Source organism: Luteibacter sp., from assembly GCF_051958795.1.
In the GTDB taxonomy this organism is placed as follows: Bacteria; Pseudomonadota; Gammaproteobacteria; order Xanthomonadales; family Rhodanobacteraceae; genus Luteibacter.
The window spans coordinates 1-20,346 of record NZ_JBQCFT010000318.1; the positions used below are offsets into that span (position 1 = coordinate 1).

Here is a 20,346-nt window from a genome sequence, read left to right on the forward strand (position 1 = left end):
CGTCGTGCAGTTGCACCACGCCTCGCGCCGCCACTTCGATTTCCGCTTGCAGGTCGGTGACGTGCTGCGCAGCTGGGCGGTGCCGAAGGGCCCGAGCTACGACCCGAAGGTGAAGCGCCTCGCCGTCGAAGTGGAAGACCACCCTGTCGCCTACGCGGAGTTCGAAGGTGATATCGAACACGGATACGGCAAGGGCCATGTCGACACGTTCGATCGTGGCGTCTGGTCGACGACGGGCGACGCCGAGGCGCAGTTGCAGAAGGGGCACCTCAGCTTCGAGCTCTTCGGCAAGCGGCTGAAGGGTGCGTGGCATCTTGTCCGCAGCGGCCGGAAGGAGCGCCAGCCCGCCTGGTTCCTGATCAAGGCCGACGACGCCTACGCCGGCGATGTCGAAGCGGACGACCTGCTGGATACGAAGATGCGCGAGAGCACGCGGCGTGCCGCAAAAACCCCTGCAACGAAGGCTGCGGCGACGAAGAGCACTGCACGCAAGAAGGCCGCGCCGAAGGGACGCCGCGTGCCGGTCGCCACGCTGACGAAGGCCGCTGCGGCCATGGCGGGCGCGAAGAAAGGCAAGCCCACGACGGCGTTCTTCGCACCGCAACTCGCACGCCTGCGCGAGACACCGCCGCAGGGCGACCAGTGGCTGCATGAGGTGAAGTGGGACGGTTACCGCATCCTCACCGGCATCGCCAACGGCGAGGTCGAGACGTGGTCGCGCAACGCCCTGCCCTGGAACGAGCGCATCCCCGAGATCGTGCAGGCCGTTGAAGCACTCGGGCTCGACAGCGCGCGCCTGGATGGCGAACTCATCGCGGTGGACGCGCAGGGTCGCAGCGACTTCAACGCACTGCAGAAGACCCTGTCAGGCGAAGCACAGGCGCCGCTCGTCTACATGTTGTTCGATATGCCGTTCTTCCAGGGCATGGATCTGTCGCGCACGTCGCTGGCCGACCGCAAGGCGCTGCTGGAACGCCTGCTCGCGCACGCGCCATCCCACCTCGGCTACAGCGGCCACAACGTCGGCGATGGCGACGCGGTGTTCGCCATGGCGATGAAGGAAAAGCTCGAGGGCATCATCTCGAAGCGCGCCGACGGCGCGTACCACAGCGGCCGCAACGATGACTGGCTGAAGATCAAGCGGCTGGAGGCCGACGAGTTCGCGGTGGTCGGCTACACGCCAGCGAAAGGCTCACGCGTGTCGTTCGGCTCGCTCCTGCTGGCTAAGCCCGGTGCGAAGGGACGCTGGACCTACGTCGGCCGCGTCGGCACGGGCTTCACCGACGAGATGTTGCGTGAGCTGGGCAAGTCACTGGCCAGGGGCGGTGCGAAGAAGCCACCGGTACCGCTCGACGGCATCGATCCCCTGCTCCGCGGTGCGCTATGGGTCGAGCCCAGGGTCGTCGCCGAGGTCTATTACCGAGGTATCGGCAACCAGAACCTCCTGCGCCAGCCCAGCCTGAAAACCCTGCGCCTCGACAAATCTCCCAAAGACCTCCGCGACAGCGACCGCGCCCCCGTAGGAGCGCACCCTGTGCGCGACGCCGTTCGCCCCAAGGCCACAGGCCCCGCCAAGGCTCTTCCTAAAACAACCGACCCCCGACGGCCCGCCAAGGACCCACCCATGGCCGCGAAAGACATCACCATCACCCACCCCGACCGCGTGGTCTACCCCGACGACGGCATCACGAAGCAGGACGTCGCTGACTACTACAACGCGGTGATGCCCTGGTTCCTGCCCCCGATCGCCGACCGGCCGATGCCCATGCTGCGCTGCCCCGGCGGCATCGGCGAGCACTGCTTCTTCCAGAAGCACATGATCTCGGGCCTCAAGCACGTGGGTTCGGCAAAACTCAAGGAAGAAACCGGCGCGCAGGCCGTTTACCTCTATCCGAAGGACGAAACCGGGCTGATGGAACTGGTGCAGTTCGGCGCCATCGAGTTCCATCCCTGGGGCTCGCACGTGAAAACACCGGACGCGGCCGACCGGGTGATCTTCGACCTGGACCCGGGCGACGGCGTGGCCTGGTCGCGCGTGGTCGCGGCGGCGCGCATGGTTAGGGATTTTCTCAAGCAGCTGGGGCTGACCTCGTTCGTGCGCACCACGGGCGGCAAAGGCCTGCATATCGTCGTGCCGCTGGCGCCCGCCGCGGACTGGGACACCGTCCGCACGTTCGCCAGGGGCTTCGCCGAAGCCCTTGCCCAGGCCCATCCGCTGGAATTCGTCGCCACGGCGACCAAGAAGGTGCGCAGCGGCAAGATCTATCTCGATTACCTGCGCAATGGCCGCGGTGCGACGGCCGTGGCCTCGTATTCCCTGCGCGCCCGCGCGGGCGCACCGGTAGCGGTGCCGCTGCGCTGGGAGGACCTGGGCAAGCTCAAATCCGGCGCGGACTTCAACATCCATACGGTGCCTAAGCGCCTGGCCCGGCAGAAGAAGGATCCCTGGGAAGGCATCGACTCGGTGCGCCAGAGCCTGGATGACGTGGTGGAGCGGCTGGGCCTGTAAACTGGTCGAAATCTCATACGGCCTTTCCCGCATGTTCGCCTCGCTACCCGTGTTCCTCCGTGTCCCCCTCGCCTGCCTGTTCCTGCTGGTGAACACGGTGCTGCACGTGCTGCCGCTGTTCCTGCTGACGCTGGTGCGCCTCGTGCTGCCCGTGCGCTCACTGCGCGACGCCTGTGGCGGCGCGCTCGTGCGGATCGCGGAGAGCTGGCTGAGCGTCAACGCCTGGCTGTGGGGCGCCTTCACCCGCACGCGCTGGACTGTCGAGGGCGTCGACGGCCTCACGCCGCGGGATAACTACCTCGTGGTCTGCAACCACCAGAGCTGGATCGATATCCCTGCCCTGCAGAAGGTGTTCAACCGGCGCATCCCGTTCATGCGCTTCTTCCTGAAGAGCCAGCTCATCTGGGTGCCGCTGCTGGGCCCGGCATGGTGGGCGCTCGATTTCCCGTTCATGAAGCGCCATTCGCGCGAGGAGCTCGAGCGCCGGCCCGAGCTGAAGTCGCGCGATCGCGATGCGACGCGCCGTGCGTGCGAGAAGTTCCGCCATGTGCCGGTGGCGATCATGAACTTCACCGAGGGCACCCGCTTCACCCAGGCCAAGCACGACGCGCAGAAGTCGCCGTACCGCCACCTGCTCCGGCCCAAGGCCGGCGGCGTGGCCTTCGTCATCGACGCGATGGGCGACGCCATCCGCCACATGCTCGACGTCACCATCGTGTATCCCGACGGCGCCGGCAGCATGATGGACATGATCGCCGGGCGCATCCGCGAGGTCCGCATCCACGTACGCAAGCTGCCCATCCTGGACAGCATGCGCGGCGATTACGAGAACGACACGGCGTTCCGCGAGCGCTTCCAGGCGTGGATCAACGAGCTGTGGACGGAAAAGGACGAGCGCATCGCGCAAAGCCTGGCAAGGCCGTCGTAGGAGCCCACCCTTTGGGCGACATCTTTCGCGATAGCGCTGCAGGACCTGTGGCGCAGTCGCGAACGGCGTCGCTCACAGGGTGAGCTCCTACGGCGCCACGCTTTATTTGGCCTCGTCTTTCAGCTTCTCTTCCAGGCGGTCGCGGCCGGATTGCGCGTAGGTCGCGCAGGTCTTCCCTTCACCCTGCTCCGGGTGCGGCGTCACCAGGATGTCGCAAGGTAGCGCCGCGACGCGGTCGAACGTTTTCCGGTATTCGGCGACGAATGCGGGATGGTCGGTGTAGCGATACGTAGCCGACGAGAACGCGAACAGGCTGTCGACATACGCGATGTGCTTGCACGCGCTGCCTTTGCAGGCGTCCCAGGTCCATGCCGTGCCGCCGGGCGTGTGGCCTGGGGTGATGTGCGCCGTGAGTTTCAGCGGGCCGACGGTGACCACACTGCCGTCGACGATGTTGCCGGTGACCGGGAATGCCGGGTAGGCGTCCTTCGAGTCGGCTTCGTACTGCGGATCATCCGGGTCCTTGCCGCCGAGGCGCATGGCCTTCGCACCTGCGGCGGTCGCGCGCACCGTGGCGCCACTGTCCTTTGCCAACTGGCCGATCGCACCCGCGTGGTCGTGGTGCGCATGCGAATTGAGGATGAGCTTGATGTCCTCGACGTGGAAGCCGAGTTTGCGGATGTTCGCCTCGATCAGGGGCGCGTTACCGGTCCAGGTGCCATCGATGAGGATGTGGCCCTGCGGTGATGTGATGAGGATCGAGGAGAGGCCCTTCGTGCCGACCTGGTACGTGTTGCCGTAGATCACGTGGGGCGGCGAGGGCTCGCTCCACTCCTTCACGGGCGCGGTGGGCGAAGCCGCGAAGGCGGGCAGGGCGATAAGGCCGGCGAGCAAGGGCAGGGTGCGGCGCATTGGGTATTCCCCGTGATGTGGATGCGCAGCTTAGCGGCGGTGGCCGGCCGCGTTGGGGCCTGTTATCTGGCAGAAAGCGGGCGGCTTGTGGGTTACGCGCCGCCCGATCGCGTAGGAGCCCACCCTGTGGGCGACGCCTTTCGCGACAAAGCCACAGGTCCTGTCGCGTCGCTGCGAAAGATGTCGCCCACAGGGTGGGCTCCTACGTCAGGGGCGGCGCCTCGTGCGGGCTCGCCAGAACAGGAACCCCGTAACCAGCAGGAAGCTCGGCAGCAGGCCGGTGAAGCACGCCACCACGCGCCAGGCCACGCCACCCACGGCTGCGGAGTGGATCGGGAAAAGCGCGTCCGACAGGCGGCCGCCCGTGCCCAGCTTCGTGGCATCGACGCCGCCGATCACCTTCGCGTCGTGGCCATCGATGAACACCATGCTGCGCCCGGCGAGGTTCCACTCACCGGCATGGCGCACGCGCACCGTGATCGTGCCGGTGTCCTTGCCCGGCAGGGTCAGGCGGGTCATCTCCGCATCTGGCGCGGCCGCCTGCGCGGCGGTGAGCACGGCGGCCCAGTCCACCGGGCCATCGACCGGTGCGGTCTTCGGCGGCTTTGCCGGGGCCTTTTCGCCAAACGCCGCGGTCAGCCCGTTACGGACCGCGCCGCGGTAAGCCATGGTCGTACCCGTGCCGATCATCACGATCAGCAGGGGCAGGGCAACGACGCCGACCGCGCGATGGAAGCTTGCCCAGCGCAATACGGGCGGATTGGCGTGCGGCTTGAGGTGCTTCAGCGCGCGCGACCGCCCCGGCCAGTACAGCCACACGCCCGAGAACAGCATGAATAGCCCGGTGATCGCGACGACGCCCAACACCGTTTCGCCAACCTCGCCCGTCAGCAGGTGGGTATGCCAGTCGAGCAAGGTCAGCAGGCCATCACCGCTCTTGTGCCGCACCAGCAGCTTCTCGCCGGTGGTCGCATCGAAGTAGAAGCGATCGCCGCCGCGGGCCTGGGCTTCCCATACAGGCAGTTCCGCATCGGGGAGCGAGAGGCCACGCAGGCCCTTCGCTTCCTTCGAGGCGAGCACGGTTTCCAGAGAACGCGCCTGCGTCGCCAGGTCAGGCAGGGGGCGCGACGCGAGCTCGGGATGCCCTGCGGCGAACAGCGGCTGCTCCCACAGCAGCACGCTGCCCGAAAGAGTCACCAGCGCCAGCAACAGGCCAAGGGAAAGGCCCAGCCACAGGTGCAGGGTCTTCAGGGTGCTGCGGAAACGGCGCGGGCGAGGGGTCATCAGAAGTCCACCGAGGCCTGGACGAAGTACGTGCGCGGCATGCCGACGTAAAGGCCATCGTTGTTGTCGGTGCTGCGCGTGAAGTAGCGGCGGTCGAAGAGGTTCTTCACGCCCACGCCGACGCGCAGGTTCGACAGCGAGGGACCGAACGCGTATTCACCGCGCGCGTTCCATGTCGTCCAGCCCGGGATGTTGCCGAGATCGCCATCGGCGGAGGGCTCGGTCACGTACTCGGTCGGATGCGCGGGATCGAAGCTCGGCGAGCCGGGCGAATGCTGGCGCGACTGCGAGAACGCATCGAGGTTGAACGTCCACGCGGCGATGTTGTAGCGCAGGCCGAGGTTCGCCGTGCGCCGCGAATAGAACGGCAGGTCCTTCCCGGCGAACGAGCCATGTTTGTAGAAGGCATGCGTGTACGTGGCCGTGCCCCACAGGGTCAGGCCGTCGAGCGCATCCGCGAACGAACCGAAGTCGAGGTGCGCGGAGGTTTCGATGCCCTTGTGCGTCGTCGCGCCCAGGCTGGTCCAGCCTTCGTACGAATCGGGCACGTTGGGCAGCTTGCCGACCAGCTGCAGCTCGTGGTCGAAATTTATGCGGAACAGGCTGACTTCGCCGCCCCACGCCTTGCTGTCGTAGCGGGTGCCGATCTCGTACGTGCGCGCCAGCTCGGGTTCGAGGCCCTGCGCGAACTGGCCGGTGGAGTCCGTCTGGCCGATCTGGAAGTACTGCAGCGAGCCGAACGAGGTTTCCGCGTTGGCATACAGCTTCCACGCTTCGCTCAGGTGGTACATGACGTTCAACGACGGCAGCGGCTTTGAATAGTTCTCGCGGCGCGCCGTGGGGCCCTTCACGATCACGGTGCTGCTCGGGTGCGCCTGCCACTGGCTGCGGATGCGCTCGTAGCGCAGGCCCGGCGTGATCGTCCAGTCGCCCGCGTTGATCGTGTCGTCGATGTACAGCGCGTGCGCCTCGTTACTGCCGGTGTTGTTGCCGGAGAGGACATACGGGCCGTTGTACGGGTCGCCCGTGAACGGCGTGTACCAGAGGCTGGAGTTGTACTTGTTGTTGCGGAAGGTCTGCTCGTGCATCGCTTCGTTGGTGTAGCGGTAGCCAACGCCGATCTCGTGCGTCACCTGGCCCCAGTCGAACAGCTGCGAGTAACGCGGCTCGATCGCGAACACGTGGTAATTGCGCGGGTAAGCGATGAGCTGGTGCGCGTAGCTGCCGTTCGGATTCTCGGTGATGGTCTCGATGTGGCTGCCACGGAAGCTGTCGGAGTAGTACGACTGCACCTCGAACGAACGGCGATCCTCCACGTGGCTGTACTTCAGCACGTAGTCGGTGCGGCGGCCGTGGAAATCGTCATACGGGCGGCGCGACTGGAACGGATCCGCGTCGTAATCCGCCTGGGTGAGGCCACCGGGCATGCCGGCCTGGCCGTCGTAATGGTGGATGCTGCCGGTCAGCGTGTCTTCGCTGGTGATCGCGTACTTCGCCTTGAGCATCACGTCGTCGATGCTCTCGTTATCCTCGTGCTCGCGGTAACCCGGGCCATGCAGGCCGTTGTAGAGCAGGGCGAGGCCGAGGCCGTTCTGCATCGTGCCGCCGAGGAACAGGTTGCTGTTGGTGCGGATGCCACCGTGCTCGCTGTCTTGGAACTGCACGCCGGCGCTGCCGCCGAAGGTCTCCGGGATATCACGCGTCACGAAGTTGATGATGCCTCCGACGTTCTGCGGCCCGTAGCGCACGGAGCCGCCACCGCGCACCACGTCCACCGCCTGCAGGTTGCCCAGGCCGACCGGGGCCATCGAGACCTGCGGCTGCCCGTAAGGGGCCACCGCCAGCGGTACGCCGTCGAGCAGGATGGTGGAACGCGGCGACAGGCGCGAGGTGAGGCCACGCACGCCCACATTCAGCGAGACGTCGCTGCCGCCGGTGCCGTTGCTCTCCTGCACCTGCACGCCGGGGATCATGCGCAGCGCATCACGCAGGTTCGTCGCGCCTGCCTCGCGCAGGGTCTCGCGGCGGACGACGGTGCGGGCGCCGGGGTGGTTCTGCACGGTGTTCTGCTGCGCATCGCCCAGCCAGTCGCCGACGACTTTCACGCCCTCGAGGTTGGTGGGGGCGGGCGGCGGGGTGGCGTCCTGCGCGAATACGGCCGGCGCGGCGAACGTGGCGGCCAGCGCGAGGGCGAGGACGGTGGGGCGGAGTGACATCGACAGCAGCCTTTTGGATCGAGCGAAAGGTGCTAATCGTAAATACGACTGATTATCAGATCAAATACATCATGGTATAGGGCACCAATACGGCCGCAATTGGCGCAACGGGTCGAATCCGGCCATAATCCGCGCGTGCCCATGCCGCTGGCCATTGTCATCGTCGCCCCACCGGGGGTCCAGATGCTGGACGTGTCCGGCCCGGCGGACGTGTTCGCCGAGGCAAACCGGCAAACCGGCCGCGAGGTCTACAAGGTACTGACCGTCGGCACCGCGCCCCTCGCCGTGGCCTCCTCCTCGGGCATGCGCTTCCTGCCCGATCGCAGCACCCAGGACGACATCCCCACGCTCGATACCCTGCTGGTGGCCGGCTCGCCGGACCTGCCCCACGCCGCGACCGACCTGCATACGCTGGACTGGCTGCGCCTGCATGCGGCCCGCGCGCGCCGGTATGGCTCGATCTGCAGCGGTGCCCTGCTGTTTGCCCAGACTGGCCTGCTCGACGGACGGCGCGTCACCACCCACTGGAAGGTCGCCGAACTGCTGGCGAGCCGCCACGCCACGCTAAGCGTGGAGGCCGATGCCTTCGTCATGCGCGATGGCCCGGTCTGCACCGCGGCCGGCGTCACGGCGGGCATGGACCTGGCCATCGCCCTGGTGGAAGAAGACCTCGGCCGCGACGTGGCCATGGCGGTCGCGGCGGAGCTGGTGTTGTTCTACCGCCGGCCAGGCGGGCAGATGCAGTTCAGCCGCCACGGCGAGGCGGCGCCCGCGGGACGGGGCGCGCTCCAGGAGTTGCAGCGTTACGTCGCGGCCCATCCGGGCGAGGACCACTCCGTGGCCGACATGGCCGCGCGCGCCGGCATGAGCCCGCGCCACTTCGCCCGGGTCTTCCACCGCGAAGTCGGCATGACCCCCGCGGAGTTCGTCGAGAACATGCGCGTCGAGGCGGCACGCCGCTGGCTCGAGGAAGGCCACGACACGCCCAAGCGCGTCGCGGCGAAGCTGGGCTACGCCGATGCGAACGGCCTGCGCCGGGCCTTCATGCGCCGGCTGGGTGTCACCCCCGCCGATTACCGCAAGCGCTACGCCCACGCGCGGGATTGAATGGCCTAGAGCTCGATGATCCCGCGACGCAGGGCGATTGCCACCGCGTGCGTGCGGTCATTGGCCTGCAGCTTGGCCAGGATGCTTTTCATGTGCGCCTTGACGGTTTCCTCGGCGATGCCGAGCAAGGCGGCAACGTCGCGGTTTGCCGCGCCGGTGGCGACGTGGGTCAGCACCTGGGTCTCGCGTGGGGTCAGCTCATCATCGTTCGCGTGGCCGGCCATCTCATGCGCGATCTCGTCGGGCACGCGGCGCTTGCCGTCCATCATCTGGGTGATCGTCGCGAGCATGTCCTTGCGCAGCTCGCTTTTCAGCAGGTAACCCTGCGCGCCGGCGCGGAATGCACGCAATGCCTGCACATCGCCGCGGTACGTCGTGAGGACCAGGATGCGCGCATCGGGAAACTCCGCGCGGATCGCCTCGATCGCGGCGATGCCACCCATGCCCGGCATCTGCAGGTCCATGAGGGTGAGGTCGGGGCGCAGCGTGCGGTAACGCTCGATCGCCTCCTCGCCGGTGCTCGCCTCGGCGACGAGCTGCAGCCCGGTCTGCCCTTCGAGCACGGCGGCGATCCCCTCGCGCAGGAGCGGGTGATCGTCGACAGTCATGATGCGGATGGTGGGCATGGCACGATGGTGGCAAGGTCGTGGGGGCGAGTATCGCCGATCCGCCCGGGTGGGGCATGCAACGACATGCCCTCCACTGCGTTCCTGAGAGGATGGAATGAGCATGACCAGGAAATCCGACCCACGAGGCATCCTGCGCACCGGCATGGGCGGCTGGACCTTCGCGCCCTGGCGCGGCGTGTTCTATCCCGACGGCCTGCCGCAGAAGCGCGAACTCGAATACGCCGGCCAGCAGGTCGGCAGCATCGAGATCAACGGTACCTACTATCGCGCGCCCGCCCCGGACATCTACCGGCAATGGGCGGAGACCGTGCCCGACGGCTTCGTGTTCTCGGTGAAGGCGCCACGCCACATCGTGCAGACCAAGCTACTCGCCAGCACCGCTGAGCGGGTAGGGCGGTTCATCGAGGGTGCCGTGAATCTCGGTGATCGCCTGGGCCCGCTGCTCTGGCAGTTCCTGCCGACGCGGCGCTTCGACCCTGACGACATCGCCGCCTTCCTCGACCTGCTGCCGGAAAAGGTGGGCGGCGTGGCCCTGCGGCATGCCGTGGAAGTGCGCCACGAGAGCTTCCTCGACCCGCGCTGGGTCGAGCTGGCCCGCGAGCGCGGGGTCGCCACCGTGTATACGGATTCACCCGACTACCCGAACCTGGCCGACCTCACCGGCCCCTTCGTCTACGCGCGGCTGATGCGCAGCCAGGCCAACCGGAAGACCGGCTACACGGCGAAAGCCCTGCAGGACATCGCGACGCTGACCGCGGCCTGGACCCGCGGCGAGGATCCCGCCGGCCTGCCGCACGTGGACAAGCCGCTGCCCAAGGGCAAGTCGCGGGATGCCTTCGTGTATTTCATCTCGGCGGCAAAAGAACGCAACCCGGCCGCGGCGATGGCGCTCGCCAGTGCCGCCGGCATCGCATAATCCACCTACCCGATATCCCCAAGCGGAAGCCCCATGGACCGACTGATTCAGAACAGCCTGATCGACCTCTTCGCCGCGAACGACGTGGGCCTCGTGCCTGACGAAGACTGGCTGCTCACCGCGGACGACGATGGCTCGGACGACGGCGATTACCCGGCGATCCGCGGCATCTGGCACGACGGCAAGGACGGCGGCATGGGCCGCCTCGATGTCGATATCGTGCTCGACGAAGACCGCACCATCGAGGAAAGCTTCGGCGGCATCGGTGCCGGCAAGGTCGGCGTGCGCGACGCGCTGGATACCTTCGCCCGGAACGATTTCCACGTGGTGCTCGCCGCGTGCTGGCACGTGGTGAACCCGAAGAAGCTTGTCGTGCGCGAGCTCAGCGCCGGCAGCCATCGCTTCACGGCGTACATCGGCGATTTCACCCTGCGCGGTGAAAGCGATGCGCCGATGGAGATTCCCGAAGACGGGCTTTCAGCGCTCGAGGCGGCCATCGCCACGGCACCGCTCACCGAGGACATCCACTGGATCCGCGTGTTCTACGGCAACGTCGGCGACGGCAAGACCCAGGTCGAGGTGCTGCTCGACAACGAGCCGTGGGCTGCGGGACACAAGGCGATCGCCTCGGTCGACTGGCCGCAGCACGACCGCTACTACAGCCTGCGCAACTTCATCGCTTTGGTGCCAGCAGACTAAACCCGTAGGAGCCCACCCTGTGGGCGACGCCTTTCGCAGAAGCGCCACAGGGCCTGTAGCGTTATCGCGAAAGATGGCGCCCACAGGGTGGGCTCCTACGTGGGATCGTTTAATCTGCGTCGCGGAACGCGGGCCATTCCTCGGGGCGCATGATGTCGAACAGGCCTTCGCGCTTGGTGCGGCGGCCCAGGCGGAGCACTTCCGCGTCGCGCGAGAACACGATGGACGCGCGCGACGCGGCGGCGAGCTCCAGGAACTTCTGGTCGTCGGGATCCTTGCAGCGCGGCGGCTTCTTCTCGCAATCGAGCGGCGGGAGCACGCGCACCAGCGCATCGAAGCGTGAAACGGCGGCGGTGCGGCGCGCCGCGTCGAGCCTGAGCGTCGGGTAGTCCAGCACCGCCAGCCATTCCGCGCGGCAATCGTCGCGCGTCACGGCTTCCACCTCACCCGCTTCGATCGCCGCGACCAGGGTCGCGGCGCGCGGGTCGCAGAAGACGAAGGCGTCCAGGCACACATTGGTGTCGAGGACGACCCGCACCGTCATGCAGCGGCGCCCGTGGCGAGCTTCGCGTGCTGTTCGGCGACCAGCGTGTACGAATGCTTGCGCGCCTCGTGGTCGAAGACCTGCGCGGTGATGATGAGTTCATCGGCCTGGGTACGGTCGATGAAGGCCGCGAGGCCTTCGCGCACCGTATCCGGCGAACCGACGACGGCGCAGGAAAGCGCATGGTCCACCTGCGCCTTCTCCATCGGCGTCCAGATGCCTTCCATGCTGTTCACGGGCGGCGGCAACTGGCCCGGCGCGCCACGGCGCAGGTTCCAGAACGCCTGCTGCTGCGAGGTGAACAGGCGGTTCGCTTCCTGGTCCGTATCCGCGGCGACGACGTTGATGCCGAGCATCGCGTACGGCTTCGCCAACACCTCGGAGGGACGGAACATCGTCCGGTAGACCTCGAGCGCCTGCATCATCAGGTCGGGCGCGAAATGCGAGGCGAACGCGAACGGCAGGCCGAGTTCGGCCGACAGGCGTGCGCTGAACAGGCTCGAGCCGAGCAGCCACAGCGGCACCTTCGTGTCGATGCCGGGGACGGCACGCACGGTCTGGCCGGGCTGCAGCGGGCCCAGGTAATGCTGCAGCTCCACGACATCATCCGGGAAGCGGTCGTCGCTGGAGCCGAGGGCGCGGCGCAGCGCGCGCGCCGTCGCATAGTCGGTGCCCGGCGCGCGGCCCAGTCCGAGGTCGATGCGGCCCGGATACAGCGAGGCCAGCGTGCCGAACTGCTCGGCGATGACCAGCGGTGCGTGGTTCGGCAGCATGATGCCGCCGGAGCCCACGCGGATGGTTTTCGTCGCCTCGGCGATATAGCCGATGACCACCGCCGTGGCGGCGCTGGCGATGCCGGTCATGTTGTGGTGCTCGGCCAGCCAGTAGCGGTGGAAACCGAGCCGTTCGGCGTGGATGGCGAGATCGCGCGAGTGGCGCAGCGCATCGCCGGGCGTGGACCCGCGCGGGACGGGGGCAAGATCGAGGACGGAAAACGGAATCATGGGGCACTCCTGGGGGGCATGCGGCACCGATTCCTTTCATATGGGCGGCGTTCGGCCAAAGGCAACCGCCGCTGCGCCCGCCGTCTTCAGGCGACCACTGATGCGGCCTCAGGCCGGGCCCGATTTACCGGCGCCCTGCCGCATGGTTTCCTGCGCCTCACCCCACGGATGGAGGTCCCATGAAGCCGCACCTTCGCTATGTCGCCGCATGCCTGCTTGCACTGCCGCTGGCGGCGCAGGCCGATCCCATGCAGGTCGACCGGTTCTTTGCCGTTCGCTCGCTGGAGGCGCCTGACCAGCCGGAAATCATCGTACGGATCAGTGAAACGGCGCGCGCCAATGCGTTCGCCAAGGCCATGCTTGCCGGGCAACCCGCGCGTCTCGCCAGCCGTATCGTCCAGCGGCCATCGGCCTGGAGCCCGGCGTGGCCTTTCTACACCGAGCGCCACCGCTTGCTGCCGATCGATACCCTGGTGGCGCGGTGCTCAACGCATGCGCCCGGCGAGCTCGCGCGACGCGTTGCCATGGGCGCGCGCATCCATGGCAACGCGTGGTGCCCGGCAGTGAAGGTCGTTCGCGAAATCAAACCATGAGCGACTCAACCTGACGCGTTGATCGCCACAGGAAACAATCCGTTCGGCCCACCGATGCTCCACGCGCCAGCTTTGAGGCGGAAAATAGCGCCATCCACTCAACCAGTCCGGTTAACCCCGGGGGAGCACGACATGATCGACATCCGCCGTTTCAACACCCTTGGTGGCGCCAACCATGGCTGGCTCGATGCGAAGCATCATTTCTCGTTCGCCTCGTACCACGACCCGAAGCGGATGGGCTGGGGCGCGCTCCGCGTGTGGAACGATGACACCATCGCCGCGGGCACCGGCTTCCCGGCGCACCCGCATTCGGACATGGAGATCATCACCTACGTTCGCGAGGGTGCGATCACCCACGAGGACAGCCTGGGTAACAAGGGCCGCACCGAGGCGGGCGACGTCCAGGTGATGAGCGCCGGCACCGGCATCCGCCACGCCGAGTACAACGCCGAGCCGGGCACCACCCGGATCTTCCAGATCTGGATCATCCCGGATGGCGAACGCAAGGCACCGTCGTGGGGCACCCGCCCGTTCCCCAAGGGTGAGCGCTCGGGCCAGTTCGTCACCCTGGCCAGCGGTATCGAAGGCGACACGGATGCCCTGCCGATCCGCACCGATGCCCGCGTGCTCGGCGCCAGCCTGAAGGCCGGCGAGACCGCCGAGTACACGATCGGCGAGGGTCGCTTCGCCTACATGGTGCCGGCCGCCGGCAGCGTCGAGGTCAACGGCGAAACGCTCGGCAAGGGCGACGGCGCCGCCATCCGCGATGAGCGCGTGCTGCGCATCACCGCGAAGGAAGACGCGGAGCTGGTGCTGGTCGATACCGCTGCGTAACGCAAAGGGTGGGCTCCCCGTAGGAGCCCACCCTTTGGGCGACATCTTTCGCGACGCGGCCACAGGCCCTGTTGCTCTCCGGCGAACGGCGTCGCCCACAGGGTGGGCTCCTACGACGTCGCTACTTGCGCTTCATCAGCCCATTCGTGAACAGGTACGCCGCGGTCTGGTAGTACGTGATCGCGTCGTTCGCGTTCTGGTCGTTGTACGTCGCCACCGGCGTCGCATCGCCGGTGGTTTCCTGCGGCAGCATTTCCTTCACCGGCTGGCGCGGCACCAGCGAGGCCATCATGCCGCCGTGCAGGTAGCCGAGTTCCTGGTAGGTGCTGAGGAACGCGCGCTCGCGGCCCGGCTCGAGCTTGAACAGGTCGTAGCCGTAGAAGCGCGAGGTATAGCTGAAGTTGAGCATGCCCAGCAGCGTCGGCGGGATATCGATCTGGCTCATCAGGCGATCGACCCGGCCCGGCGCCACGTGCTTCGGCGAATAGATGTACAGCGGGATGTGATACCGGTCGATCGGCAGGCTGGTCTTGCCGGCGCTCGTCGCGCAATGGTCGGCGGTGATCACGAAGATCGTGTCATCGAACCACGGCTTGGTGGCCGCGCGCTTAAGGAAATCGGCGATCGCCCAGTCGGTGTACTGCACGGCGGCGCGACGTGAACCCTGCGGCAACGACACGCGACCGGCGGGGAAGGTAAACGGCCGGTGGTTGGACGTGGTCATCACGTGGCCGAAGTACGGCTTGCCCTTCGCATAGGCATCGTCCATGCGCTTCATGACCAGGGTGTACAGATCCTCGTCCGCCACGCCCCACACGTTCTCGGCATGGATATCCTTGTCGGCGATCGCGTTGCGGTCGACGGCTTCATAACCGTTGCTCGCGAAGAAGTGGTTCATGTTGTCGAAGTAGCCGTAGCCACCATAGACAAACTCCGACTTGTAGCCCTTCTCGTTGAACACGTCCGCGAGCGACCACAGCCCTTCGTTATCGGGACGCTTCACGATGGATTCGCCCGGCGTCGGCGGCACGGAAAGCGACAGCGCTTCGAGGCCGCGCACGGTGCGGGTGCCATTCGCATAAAGGTTGCTGAAGAACAGGCTCTTCGACGCCAGCGCGTCCAGGTTCGGCATCAGGTGCTTGTGCTGGCTGACCGACAAGCCCTCGACGTAATCGCCGGACAGGCTTTCGACGCTGATCAGCACGACGTTAAGCTTCTTTTCCGGGCCCGGATTCTCGATGCGCCGGGTGATATCCATCGGATCGGTGGAGGTGAACGTCGCATCCGGGGTTTTCAGCAGCGTGCGCAGTTCACCGAAGGCCCGATCCTTCGGCAGCGAGGGGTAGTACTTCGCGTAGTCGAGCTCGTTATCGCGGAAGGCGGCGAAGAACTGGTAGGTGCCATCGCCAGCCAGCTCGTTCATGTACTGGTTGCGCTGGCCATCCTTCATGCCCGCGTCCACGGCAAAGCTCACGGCCACGGTCGCGACCAGCCAGCCGAGCACGACCGCGCTGCGTCCGGCGAAGCGCGAGCCATCGTCGCCGAGCGCCAGCTTGCGCCGGCTCAACCAGACGATAACGACCGCAAGCAACGCGATCAGGGTGATCCAGGTGCCGATCGGGTACGACTGCTGGATGTTGCCCACGACCTCGTGCGTATAGACCAGGTAGTCCACGGCGATGAAGTTGAAGCGCGCGCTGAACTCACCCCAGAAGACCAGTTCGGCCACCGCCACGAACAGCGTGGCGAAGGCGAGCACCCAGGCGAAACCCAGGAAGATCCGGCGGCCCCACCGGGACATGGCCGCGCGACGCGGCAGGAGCCACAGGACCAGCAGCAAGGGCCACGCCATATAGATGAAGGTGACCAGGTCGTAGCCCAGGCCCACGCCGAAGACGTACAGCCACGCCCCCACGGAGTGCGGCACATCCTTGCCGGTTTTGATCAGGAGGATCAGGCGGACCACGAAGGCCACGGCGATGAACAGTACGCCGTACCAGGCCAGGGGCCTGAAGCGCTGGCGCAGCGCCTGGAGAGCAGAATGCATGTTGCCTCGCGATGGAGCCGGCCAGCGGGGGCGCCAGCCATGTCCCGAAAAGCGTAAGAAGCCGCGCTTACGAGTCCCTTTCCCCAACCTTAGCTCCAGCTTTCGCCCGCGGTATACGCAACCACGGCAGGAACTTGCTCCCTGCCGCCGGGGCGCGCTCTGTGGCACCCTACACGACCTTACGAGCCAGAGTGGAGCCGCGGCACCGTGGAGCACGCATCGAGCACGGAGCTGCCGCCGAACCAACCTTCCCCGGGCAAGCGCGCGCTATATGCCACCCTGCTGCGCAGGGTGGGCGGCCCGCTGCTGTCCGTGGCCCTGCTATGCCTGGCCCTGTGGGCCCTGCACCTCATGGCCAGCGAGGTCACCTACCGGCAGATCGGCAGCTACGTCCATGGCCTGCCCAATGCCGATATCGGCCTGGCGGTGCTGCTGACGGCCGCGGGCTTCGCCGTGATGACCCTGTACGACTGGTTCGGCCTGGCCAGTGTCGGCAAGCGGCTGCCGCCGAAGCGGGTGGGCTTCATCTCTTTCATCAGCTATGCGTTCTCCAATGCGCTGGGCATGTCCCTGCTGGTTTCCGGCTCGATCCGCTACCGCTTCTATATCCAGGCCGGCCTGACCACGGGTGAGATCGCCCGGGTGGTGCTCTATACGACGCTCAGCTTCTGGCTGGGCCTCGCCGCCCTGACCGGCGCGACCCTGCTGTGCGTGCCGATCCCGCCCGAGGTGCCGCTTTCCGGGCTGCGCATCCCGCTGGCCATCGTGCTCGCCGCCGTGCCGCTGGCGTGGATGGCGATCGCCCTGTTCGTGCGCCGCCCGATCCAGGTGTGGCGCTGGGCCATCAATGCACCGACGCCCGCCATCGCGGCGCGCCAGATCCTGATCGGTGCCCTGGACTGGGGCCTCGCCGCCGGCGTGCTCTATGTCCTGATGCCCGAAGCCATCGTCGGCGGATTCGGGCATTTCCTCGCCATCTTCGTGCTGGCGCAGATGGCCGGCCTGATCAGTCACGTGCCGGGCGGCCTCGGCGTATTCGAAGCCGTGATGCTCGCGGGGTTCGGCGCGACCGGTAACCACGGCCTCGAAGCGCCGATCCTGGGGTCGCTGGCCGCCTATCGGGCGGTCTACTACCTGCTGCCGCTTTGCGCCGCCACGCTCATGGTGGTCATCCGCGAGTTGCGGGCCTTGCGCCAGGCCGCCCTGATTACCCCCTGGTTCGCCAGCCTGCTCCCACCGTTCTTTGCCGGCCTCACCCTGGTTTGCGGCGCCGTGTTGCTCTTCTCCGGTGCGACTCTCGCGATCCCCGGGCGCATGGAGCTCCTGCGCGGGTTCGTGCCCCTGCCGCTGGTCGAGGTCTCGCACTTCCTTTCCAGCGTCGTGGGCATGCTGCTGCTCATCCTGGCGCGCGGCCTGCAGCGCCGGCTCGATGCGGCGTACTGGCTGACCCTGGTCTTCCTCGTGCTCGGCGCCGTGCTGTCGATGCTGAAGGGCATCGATTACGAAGAAGCCACGCTGCTGACCCTGCTGGCATTGGCCCTGGCGCCAGCCCACCGGCATTTCTACCGCCGCGCATCACTGTTCCGCGCCACCTTCTCGCCGGGCTGGGTGCTGGCCATCGCTGCCGTGTTCGCCTGCGCGACCTGGCTGGTGTTCTTCAGCTTCAAGCACGTCGAATACAGCAACAACCTGTGGTGGGAGTTCAGCTTCCGCCACGGCGGGGCGCCGCGTGCCCTGCGTGCCCTCGTGGGCGCCGCCGCGGTCGTCATGCTGTTCGCGCTGGCCAACCTGATCCGCCCGGCGCGGCCGCGGCGCACGCGCCCGAGCGAGACCGAGCTCGCCCGCGCCATGCCGCTGCTGAAGCAGTTCAGCTCCGCGCAGGCGCACCTCGCCCTGGTGGCCGACAAGACCCTGATGTTCGCGCCGGAAGACCGCGCCTTCATCATGTACGACATCGAAGGGCGCAGCTGGGTGGCCATGGGCGACCCGGTCGGCGAAGACGAGGATGCACGGCGCGAGCTGGTCTGGAGCTTCCGCGAGGAGTGCGAGCGCGCTGGCGGCTGGCCGCTGTTCTACCAGGTGCGCCCGGAGGACCTCGACCTTTACCTCGAAGTCGGCATGAACCTGCTGAAGATCGGTGAGGAGGCGCGGGTTCGCCTGGAGACCTTCAACCTGGATGGCAAATCCAAGAAGACCCTGCGCGGTACGGTGAACAAGCTATCCCGCGATGGCCTGCGCCTGGAGATCATCCCGACCGAAGCCGTGCCCGCGTACCTGCCACGGCTTAAACTGATCTCCGACGCATGGATGCGCGACAAGAAGGTCCGCGAGAAGCGCTTCTCGCTCGGCCTGTGGGACGAACGCTACCTGTCGCGCACGCCCATGGCGGTGATCTGGCAGGGTGACGAGCTGGTCGCGTTCGCCAACATGTTCCTCACCGAGTCGAAGGAAGAAGCGTCCGTCGACCTCATGCGCCACCTGCCCGAAGGCCCTGCCGGCATCATGGATTTCCTGTTCATCGAACTGATGGCGTGGGCGAAAGCCAACGGCTATCGCTGGTTCAACCTGGGCATGGCCCCGCTCTCGGGGTTGCAGAACCGCCGCACCGCGCCGCTGTGGAGCCGTTTCGGCGCCATGGTGTTCGGCCGCGGCGAGCGCTTCTACAACTTCCGCGGCCTGCACCGCTACAAGGACAAGTTCGATCCCGAATGGGAGCCGCGCTATATCGCGGTGCCCGGCGGCATCGCCCTGCCGCTGGCCCTGGCCAACGTCGCCAGCCTTATTTCCGGCGGCCTGGGCGGAGTGGTGCGCCGGTGAGGAAGGTTCTTCGTTTTACCGGCATCGCCTTCGTTGTCCTGCTCGTCGTGGCGTTCCTCGGCTGGCACCCGTGGACACGCGCCTCGCTCGAAAGCGCCACCGTGGAGCTGCCCGCCCTGAAGGCGCCGCCCGCGGGCGAGGAAGACCTGATGGTGATCATCTATTCCGGCGACGGTGGCTGGTGGGATCTCGACCAGCGGCTCGGCGCGGTGTTCACCCAGCGCGGCGTGCCCGTCGTGGGCCTCAGCACGTTCAAGTACTTCTGGCGCTACCGGGCACCGCAGGAATCCGCCCACGACCTGGACCGACTGATCGACAAGTACACGAAGCAGTGGGGCAAAACCCGCGTGCTGCTGGTGGGCTATTCGTTCGGTGCCGACGTGCTGCCCACGCTGGTGGACCAGATGCGCGCGGACAACCGCGCCCGCCTGAGCCAGCTGGTACTGCTCTCGGCCAGCCGCGACGTGAATTTCGAGATCGAACTCGAGGGCTACATGCACCAGGGCTGGTGGACCACGGCCACGCATAGCCTGCTGCAGTGGCTGAACCCGGTCGTCCATTCCGACGCCATGCCGCCCATCGCGGCCCTGGCGGGCAAGCCGCCGGTGGCCTGCTATTACGGCGCGGAAGATGCCGACGACAGCGGCTGCACGGATCCGAAGCTGCCGTCGTTCGTCACGGTGTACAAAAAGCCCGGCTCCCATCACTTTGATGAAAACTACGAACAGCTGGCAACCGAGCTGATTTCGCGCATGCCCCCGCGGGCGTTGCCCGCCAACGTCTCCACGCGGCCTTAACGCGCTCCTGCCGGATTCGCGGTTGGATTTCTGTCACTGAAAATTCACCTGCGTGCCACCGGAATTTTCGCTTCGGACGCTCAACCTGAGCGTCCGGGCGGGAAGAGCAGGAGACGAGCCATGCAGAGAGAACCGGGTAAACGCGACTACGGAACGGCTGATTGCGCAGCGCTTCGCTCGCTGGCCAGTCGTGGCGTGCCGGTCCCCCAGCAGGCCCGGCCCGCCCCTCGCCCGACCACTCATCCCCAGCCGCGTCCGGCACGCCCGCGTCGCGACTCGCCGACGCCTGCCTGAACGGCAGGCGTGCTGCGGGGCGGCCAGAAGCAAATTGGGCCTATTTTTAAGAATCCTCCTATATCCCACGCGCCGTGCCGTGGGTAAGACTTAGCGCGTCGCCGATGACCGATCCGACGGCAGGATGCCGTCCGTCCCTAGCGCCAGGATCGATCCCCCCCTTCATCGGCGATAGCGCCGCGCCGGCCAGACCGGGCCGCGTGTAGGTGGCAAATG

At 66.9% G+C, this 20,346-nt stretch carries 16 protein-coding genes; 9 read left to right on the forward strand and 7 right to left on the reverse strand.

Features of this window, described 5'->3' with window-relative positions:
* Positions 1–2,509 (forward strand): DNA ligase D (gene ligD, locus ACTHLF_RS16460; RefSeq protein WP_440328632.1); only part of this gene is annotated, 2,509 nt, incomplete at its 5' end.
* Between the two features lie 31 nt (positions 2,510–2,540).
* Complete coding sequence (locus ACTHLF_RS16465; RefSeq protein WP_440328634.1) at positions 2,541–3,437, forward strand: acyltransferase; 897 nt, start codon at positions 2,541–2,543, stop codon at positions 3,435–3,437.
* 102 nt (positions 3,438–3,539) lie between these two features.
* On the opposite strand, the gene bla is transcribed toward ACTHLF_RS16465, so the two are convergent.
* From bla to ACTHLF_RS16480, 3 genes are all read right to left on the reverse strand, one after another.
* Positions 3,540–4,349, reverse strand: coding sequence for a subclass B3 metallo-beta-lactamase (bla, locus tag ACTHLF_RS16470; RefSeq protein ID WP_440328636.1), 810 nt, complete (start codon positions 4,347–4,349; stop codon positions 3,540–3,542).
* A gap of 207 nt (positions 4,350–4,556) precedes the next feature.
* Positions 4,557–5,633: a PepSY-associated TM helix domain-containing protein gene (locus ACTHLF_RS16475; protein ID WP_440328637.1), complete on the reverse strand. Its 1,077-nt coding sequence runs from the start codon at positions 5,631–5,633 to the stop codon at positions 4,557–4,559.
* On the reverse strand, positions 5,633–7,849 hold the full coding sequence (locus ACTHLF_RS16480; RefSeq protein ID WP_440328639.1) for a TonB-dependent receptor family protein: 2,217 nt from the start codon (positions 7,847–7,849) through the stop codon (positions 5,633–5,635). The genes ACTHLF_RS16475 and ACTHLF_RS16480 overlap by 1 nt, the downstream gene beginning before the upstream one ends.
* 141 nt (positions 7,850–7,990) lie before the next feature.
* Between ACTHLF_RS16480 and ACTHLF_RS16485 the strand changes: the two genes are divergently transcribed.
* A complete protein-coding gene (locus ACTHLF_RS16485; protein ID WP_440328641.1) occupies positions 7,991–8,956 on the forward strand; it encodes a GlxA family transcriptional regulator in 966 nt (321 codons plus the stop codon).
* Between the two features lie 5 nt (positions 8,957–8,961).
* Here ACTHLF_RS16485 and ACTHLF_RS16490 read toward each other — a convergent pair whose 3' ends face one another.
* A complete protein-coding gene (locus tag ACTHLF_RS16490) occupies positions 8,962–9,582 on the reverse strand; it encodes a response regulator (RefSeq protein WP_440328643.1) in 621 nt (206 codons plus the stop codon).
* A 103-nt stretch (positions 9,583–9,685) separates the two neighbouring features.
* On the opposite strand from ACTHLF_RS16490, the gene ACTHLF_RS16495 reads away from it, so the two are divergent.
* Positions 9,686–10,501 (forward strand): DUF72 domain-containing protein, encoded by an 816-nt coding sequence (locus ACTHLF_RS16495; protein ID WP_440328644.1) that lies wholly within the window; start codon positions 9,686–9,688, stop codon positions 10,499–10,501.
* 33 nt (positions 10,502–10,534) lie between these two features.
* A complete protein-coding gene (locus ACTHLF_RS16500) occupies positions 10,535–11,200 on the forward strand; it encodes a DUF6348 family protein (protein ID WP_440328645.1) in 666 nt (221 codons plus the stop codon).
* Positions 11,201–11,309: 109 nt separating this feature from the next.
* Here the strand turns inward: ACTHLF_RS16500 and ACTHLF_RS16505 are convergent, their stop codons facing one another.
* On the reverse strand, positions 11,310–11,744 hold the full coding sequence (locus ACTHLF_RS16505; protein WP_440328647.1) for a putative toxin-antitoxin system toxin component, PIN family: 435 nt from the start codon (positions 11,742–11,744) through the stop codon (positions 11,310–11,312).
* Positions 11,741–12,748: an LLM class flavin-dependent oxidoreductase gene (locus ACTHLF_RS16510; protein ID WP_440328649.1), complete on the reverse strand. Its 1,008-nt coding sequence runs from the start codon at positions 12,746–12,748 to the stop codon at positions 11,741–11,743. Before ACTHLF_RS16510 ends, ACTHLF_RS16505 begins: the two co-directional genes overlap by 4 nt.
* Before the next feature lie 179 nt (positions 12,749–12,927).
* On the opposite strand from ACTHLF_RS16510, the gene ACTHLF_RS16515 reads away from it, so the two are divergent.
* Together ACTHLF_RS16515 and ACTHLF_RS16520 are read left to right on the forward strand one after the other, a co-directional pair.
* On the forward strand, positions 12,928–13,341 hold the full coding sequence (locus ACTHLF_RS16515) for a hypothetical protein (protein ID WP_440328650.1): 414 nt from the start codon (positions 12,928–12,930) through the stop codon (positions 13,339–13,341).
* 132 nt (positions 13,342–13,473) lie between these two features.
* Positions 13,474–14,175 carry a pirin family protein gene (locus ACTHLF_RS16520; protein WP_440328652.1) on the forward strand — a complete coding sequence of 234 codons (702 nt, stop codon included), beginning with the start codon at positions 13,474–13,476 and terminating at the stop codon, positions 14,173–14,175.
* A 121-nt stretch (positions 14,176–14,296) separates the two neighbouring features.
* On the opposite strand, the gene ACTHLF_RS16525 is transcribed toward ACTHLF_RS16520, so the two are convergent.
* Entirely contained in the window at positions 14,297–16,222 is a 1,926-nt protein-coding gene (locus tag ACTHLF_RS16525; protein ID WP_440328653.1) for an LTA synthase family protein, read from the reverse strand.
* Positions 16,223–16,429: 207 nt separating this feature from the next.
* Between ACTHLF_RS16525 and mprF the strand changes: the two genes are divergently transcribed.
* Both mprF and ACTHLF_RS16535 read left to right on the forward strand, forming a co-directional pair.
* A complete protein-coding gene (gene mprF, locus ACTHLF_RS16530; RefSeq protein ID WP_440328654.1) occupies positions 16,430–19,039 on the forward strand; it encodes a bifunctional lysylphosphatidylglycerol flippase/synthetase MprF in 2,610 nt (869 codons plus the stop codon).
* A complete protein-coding gene (locus ACTHLF_RS16535) occupies positions 19,036–19,836 on the forward strand; it encodes a virulence factor family protein (RefSeq protein WP_440328656.1) in 801 nt (266 codons plus the stop codon). The genes mprF and ACTHLF_RS16535 overlap by 4 nt, the downstream gene beginning before the upstream one ends.
* Positions 19,837–20,346 lie beyond the last annotated feature (510 nt).

Excerpts from the sequence above, each read along its gene's own strand:
- ACTHLF_RS16465 (WP_440328634.1), top strand. The coding sequence starts at position 2,541 with ATGTTCGCCTCGCTACCCGTGTTCCTCCGTGTCCCCCTCGCCTGCCTG.
- bla (WP_440328636.1), bottom strand. The coding sequence starts at position 4,349 with ATGCGCCGCACCCTGCCCTTGCTCGCCGGCCTTATCGCCCTGCCCGCC.
- ACTHLF_RS16475 (WP_440328637.1), bottom strand. The coding sequence starts at position 5,633 with ATGACCCCTCGCCCGCGCCGTTTCCGCAGCACCCTGAAGACCCTGCAC.
- ACTHLF_RS16480 (WP_440328639.1), bottom strand. The coding sequence starts at position 7,849 with ATGTCACTCCGCCCCACCGTCCTCGCCCTCGCGCTGGCCGCCACGTTC.
- ACTHLF_RS16485 (WP_440328641.1), top strand. The coding sequence starts at position 7,991 with ATGCCGCTGGCCATTGTCATCGTCGCCCCACCGGGGGTCCAGATGCTG.
- ACTHLF_RS16490 (WP_440328643.1), bottom strand. The coding sequence starts at position 9,582 with ATGCCCACCATCCGCATCATGACTGTCGACGATCACCCGCTCCTGCGC.
- ACTHLF_RS16495 (WP_440328644.1), top strand. The coding sequence starts at position 9,686 with ATGACCAGGAAATCCGACCCACGAGGCATCCTGCGCACCGGCATGGGC.
- ACTHLF_RS16500 (WP_440328645.1), top strand. The coding sequence starts at position 10,535 with ATGGACCGACTGATTCAGAACAGCCTGATCGACCTCTTCGCCGCGAAC.
- ACTHLF_RS16505 (WP_440328647.1), bottom strand. The coding sequence starts at position 11,744 with ATGACGGTGCGGGTCGTCCTCGACACCAATGTGTGCCTGGACGCCTTC.
- ACTHLF_RS16510 (WP_440328649.1), bottom strand. The coding sequence starts at position 12,748 with ATGATTCCGTTTTCCGTCCTCGATCTTGCCCCCGTCCCGCGCGGGTCC.
- ACTHLF_RS16515 (WP_440328650.1), top strand. The coding sequence starts at position 12,928 with ATGAAGCCGCACCTTCGCTATGTCGCCGCATGCCTGCTTGCACTGCCG.
- ACTHLF_RS16520 (WP_440328652.1), top strand. The coding sequence starts at position 13,474 with ATGATCGACATCCGCCGTTTCAACACCCTTGGTGGCGCCAACCATGGC.
- ACTHLF_RS16525 (WP_440328653.1), bottom strand. The coding sequence starts at position 16,222 with ATGCATTCTGCTCTCCAGGCGCTGCGCCAGCGCTTCAGGCCCCTGGCC.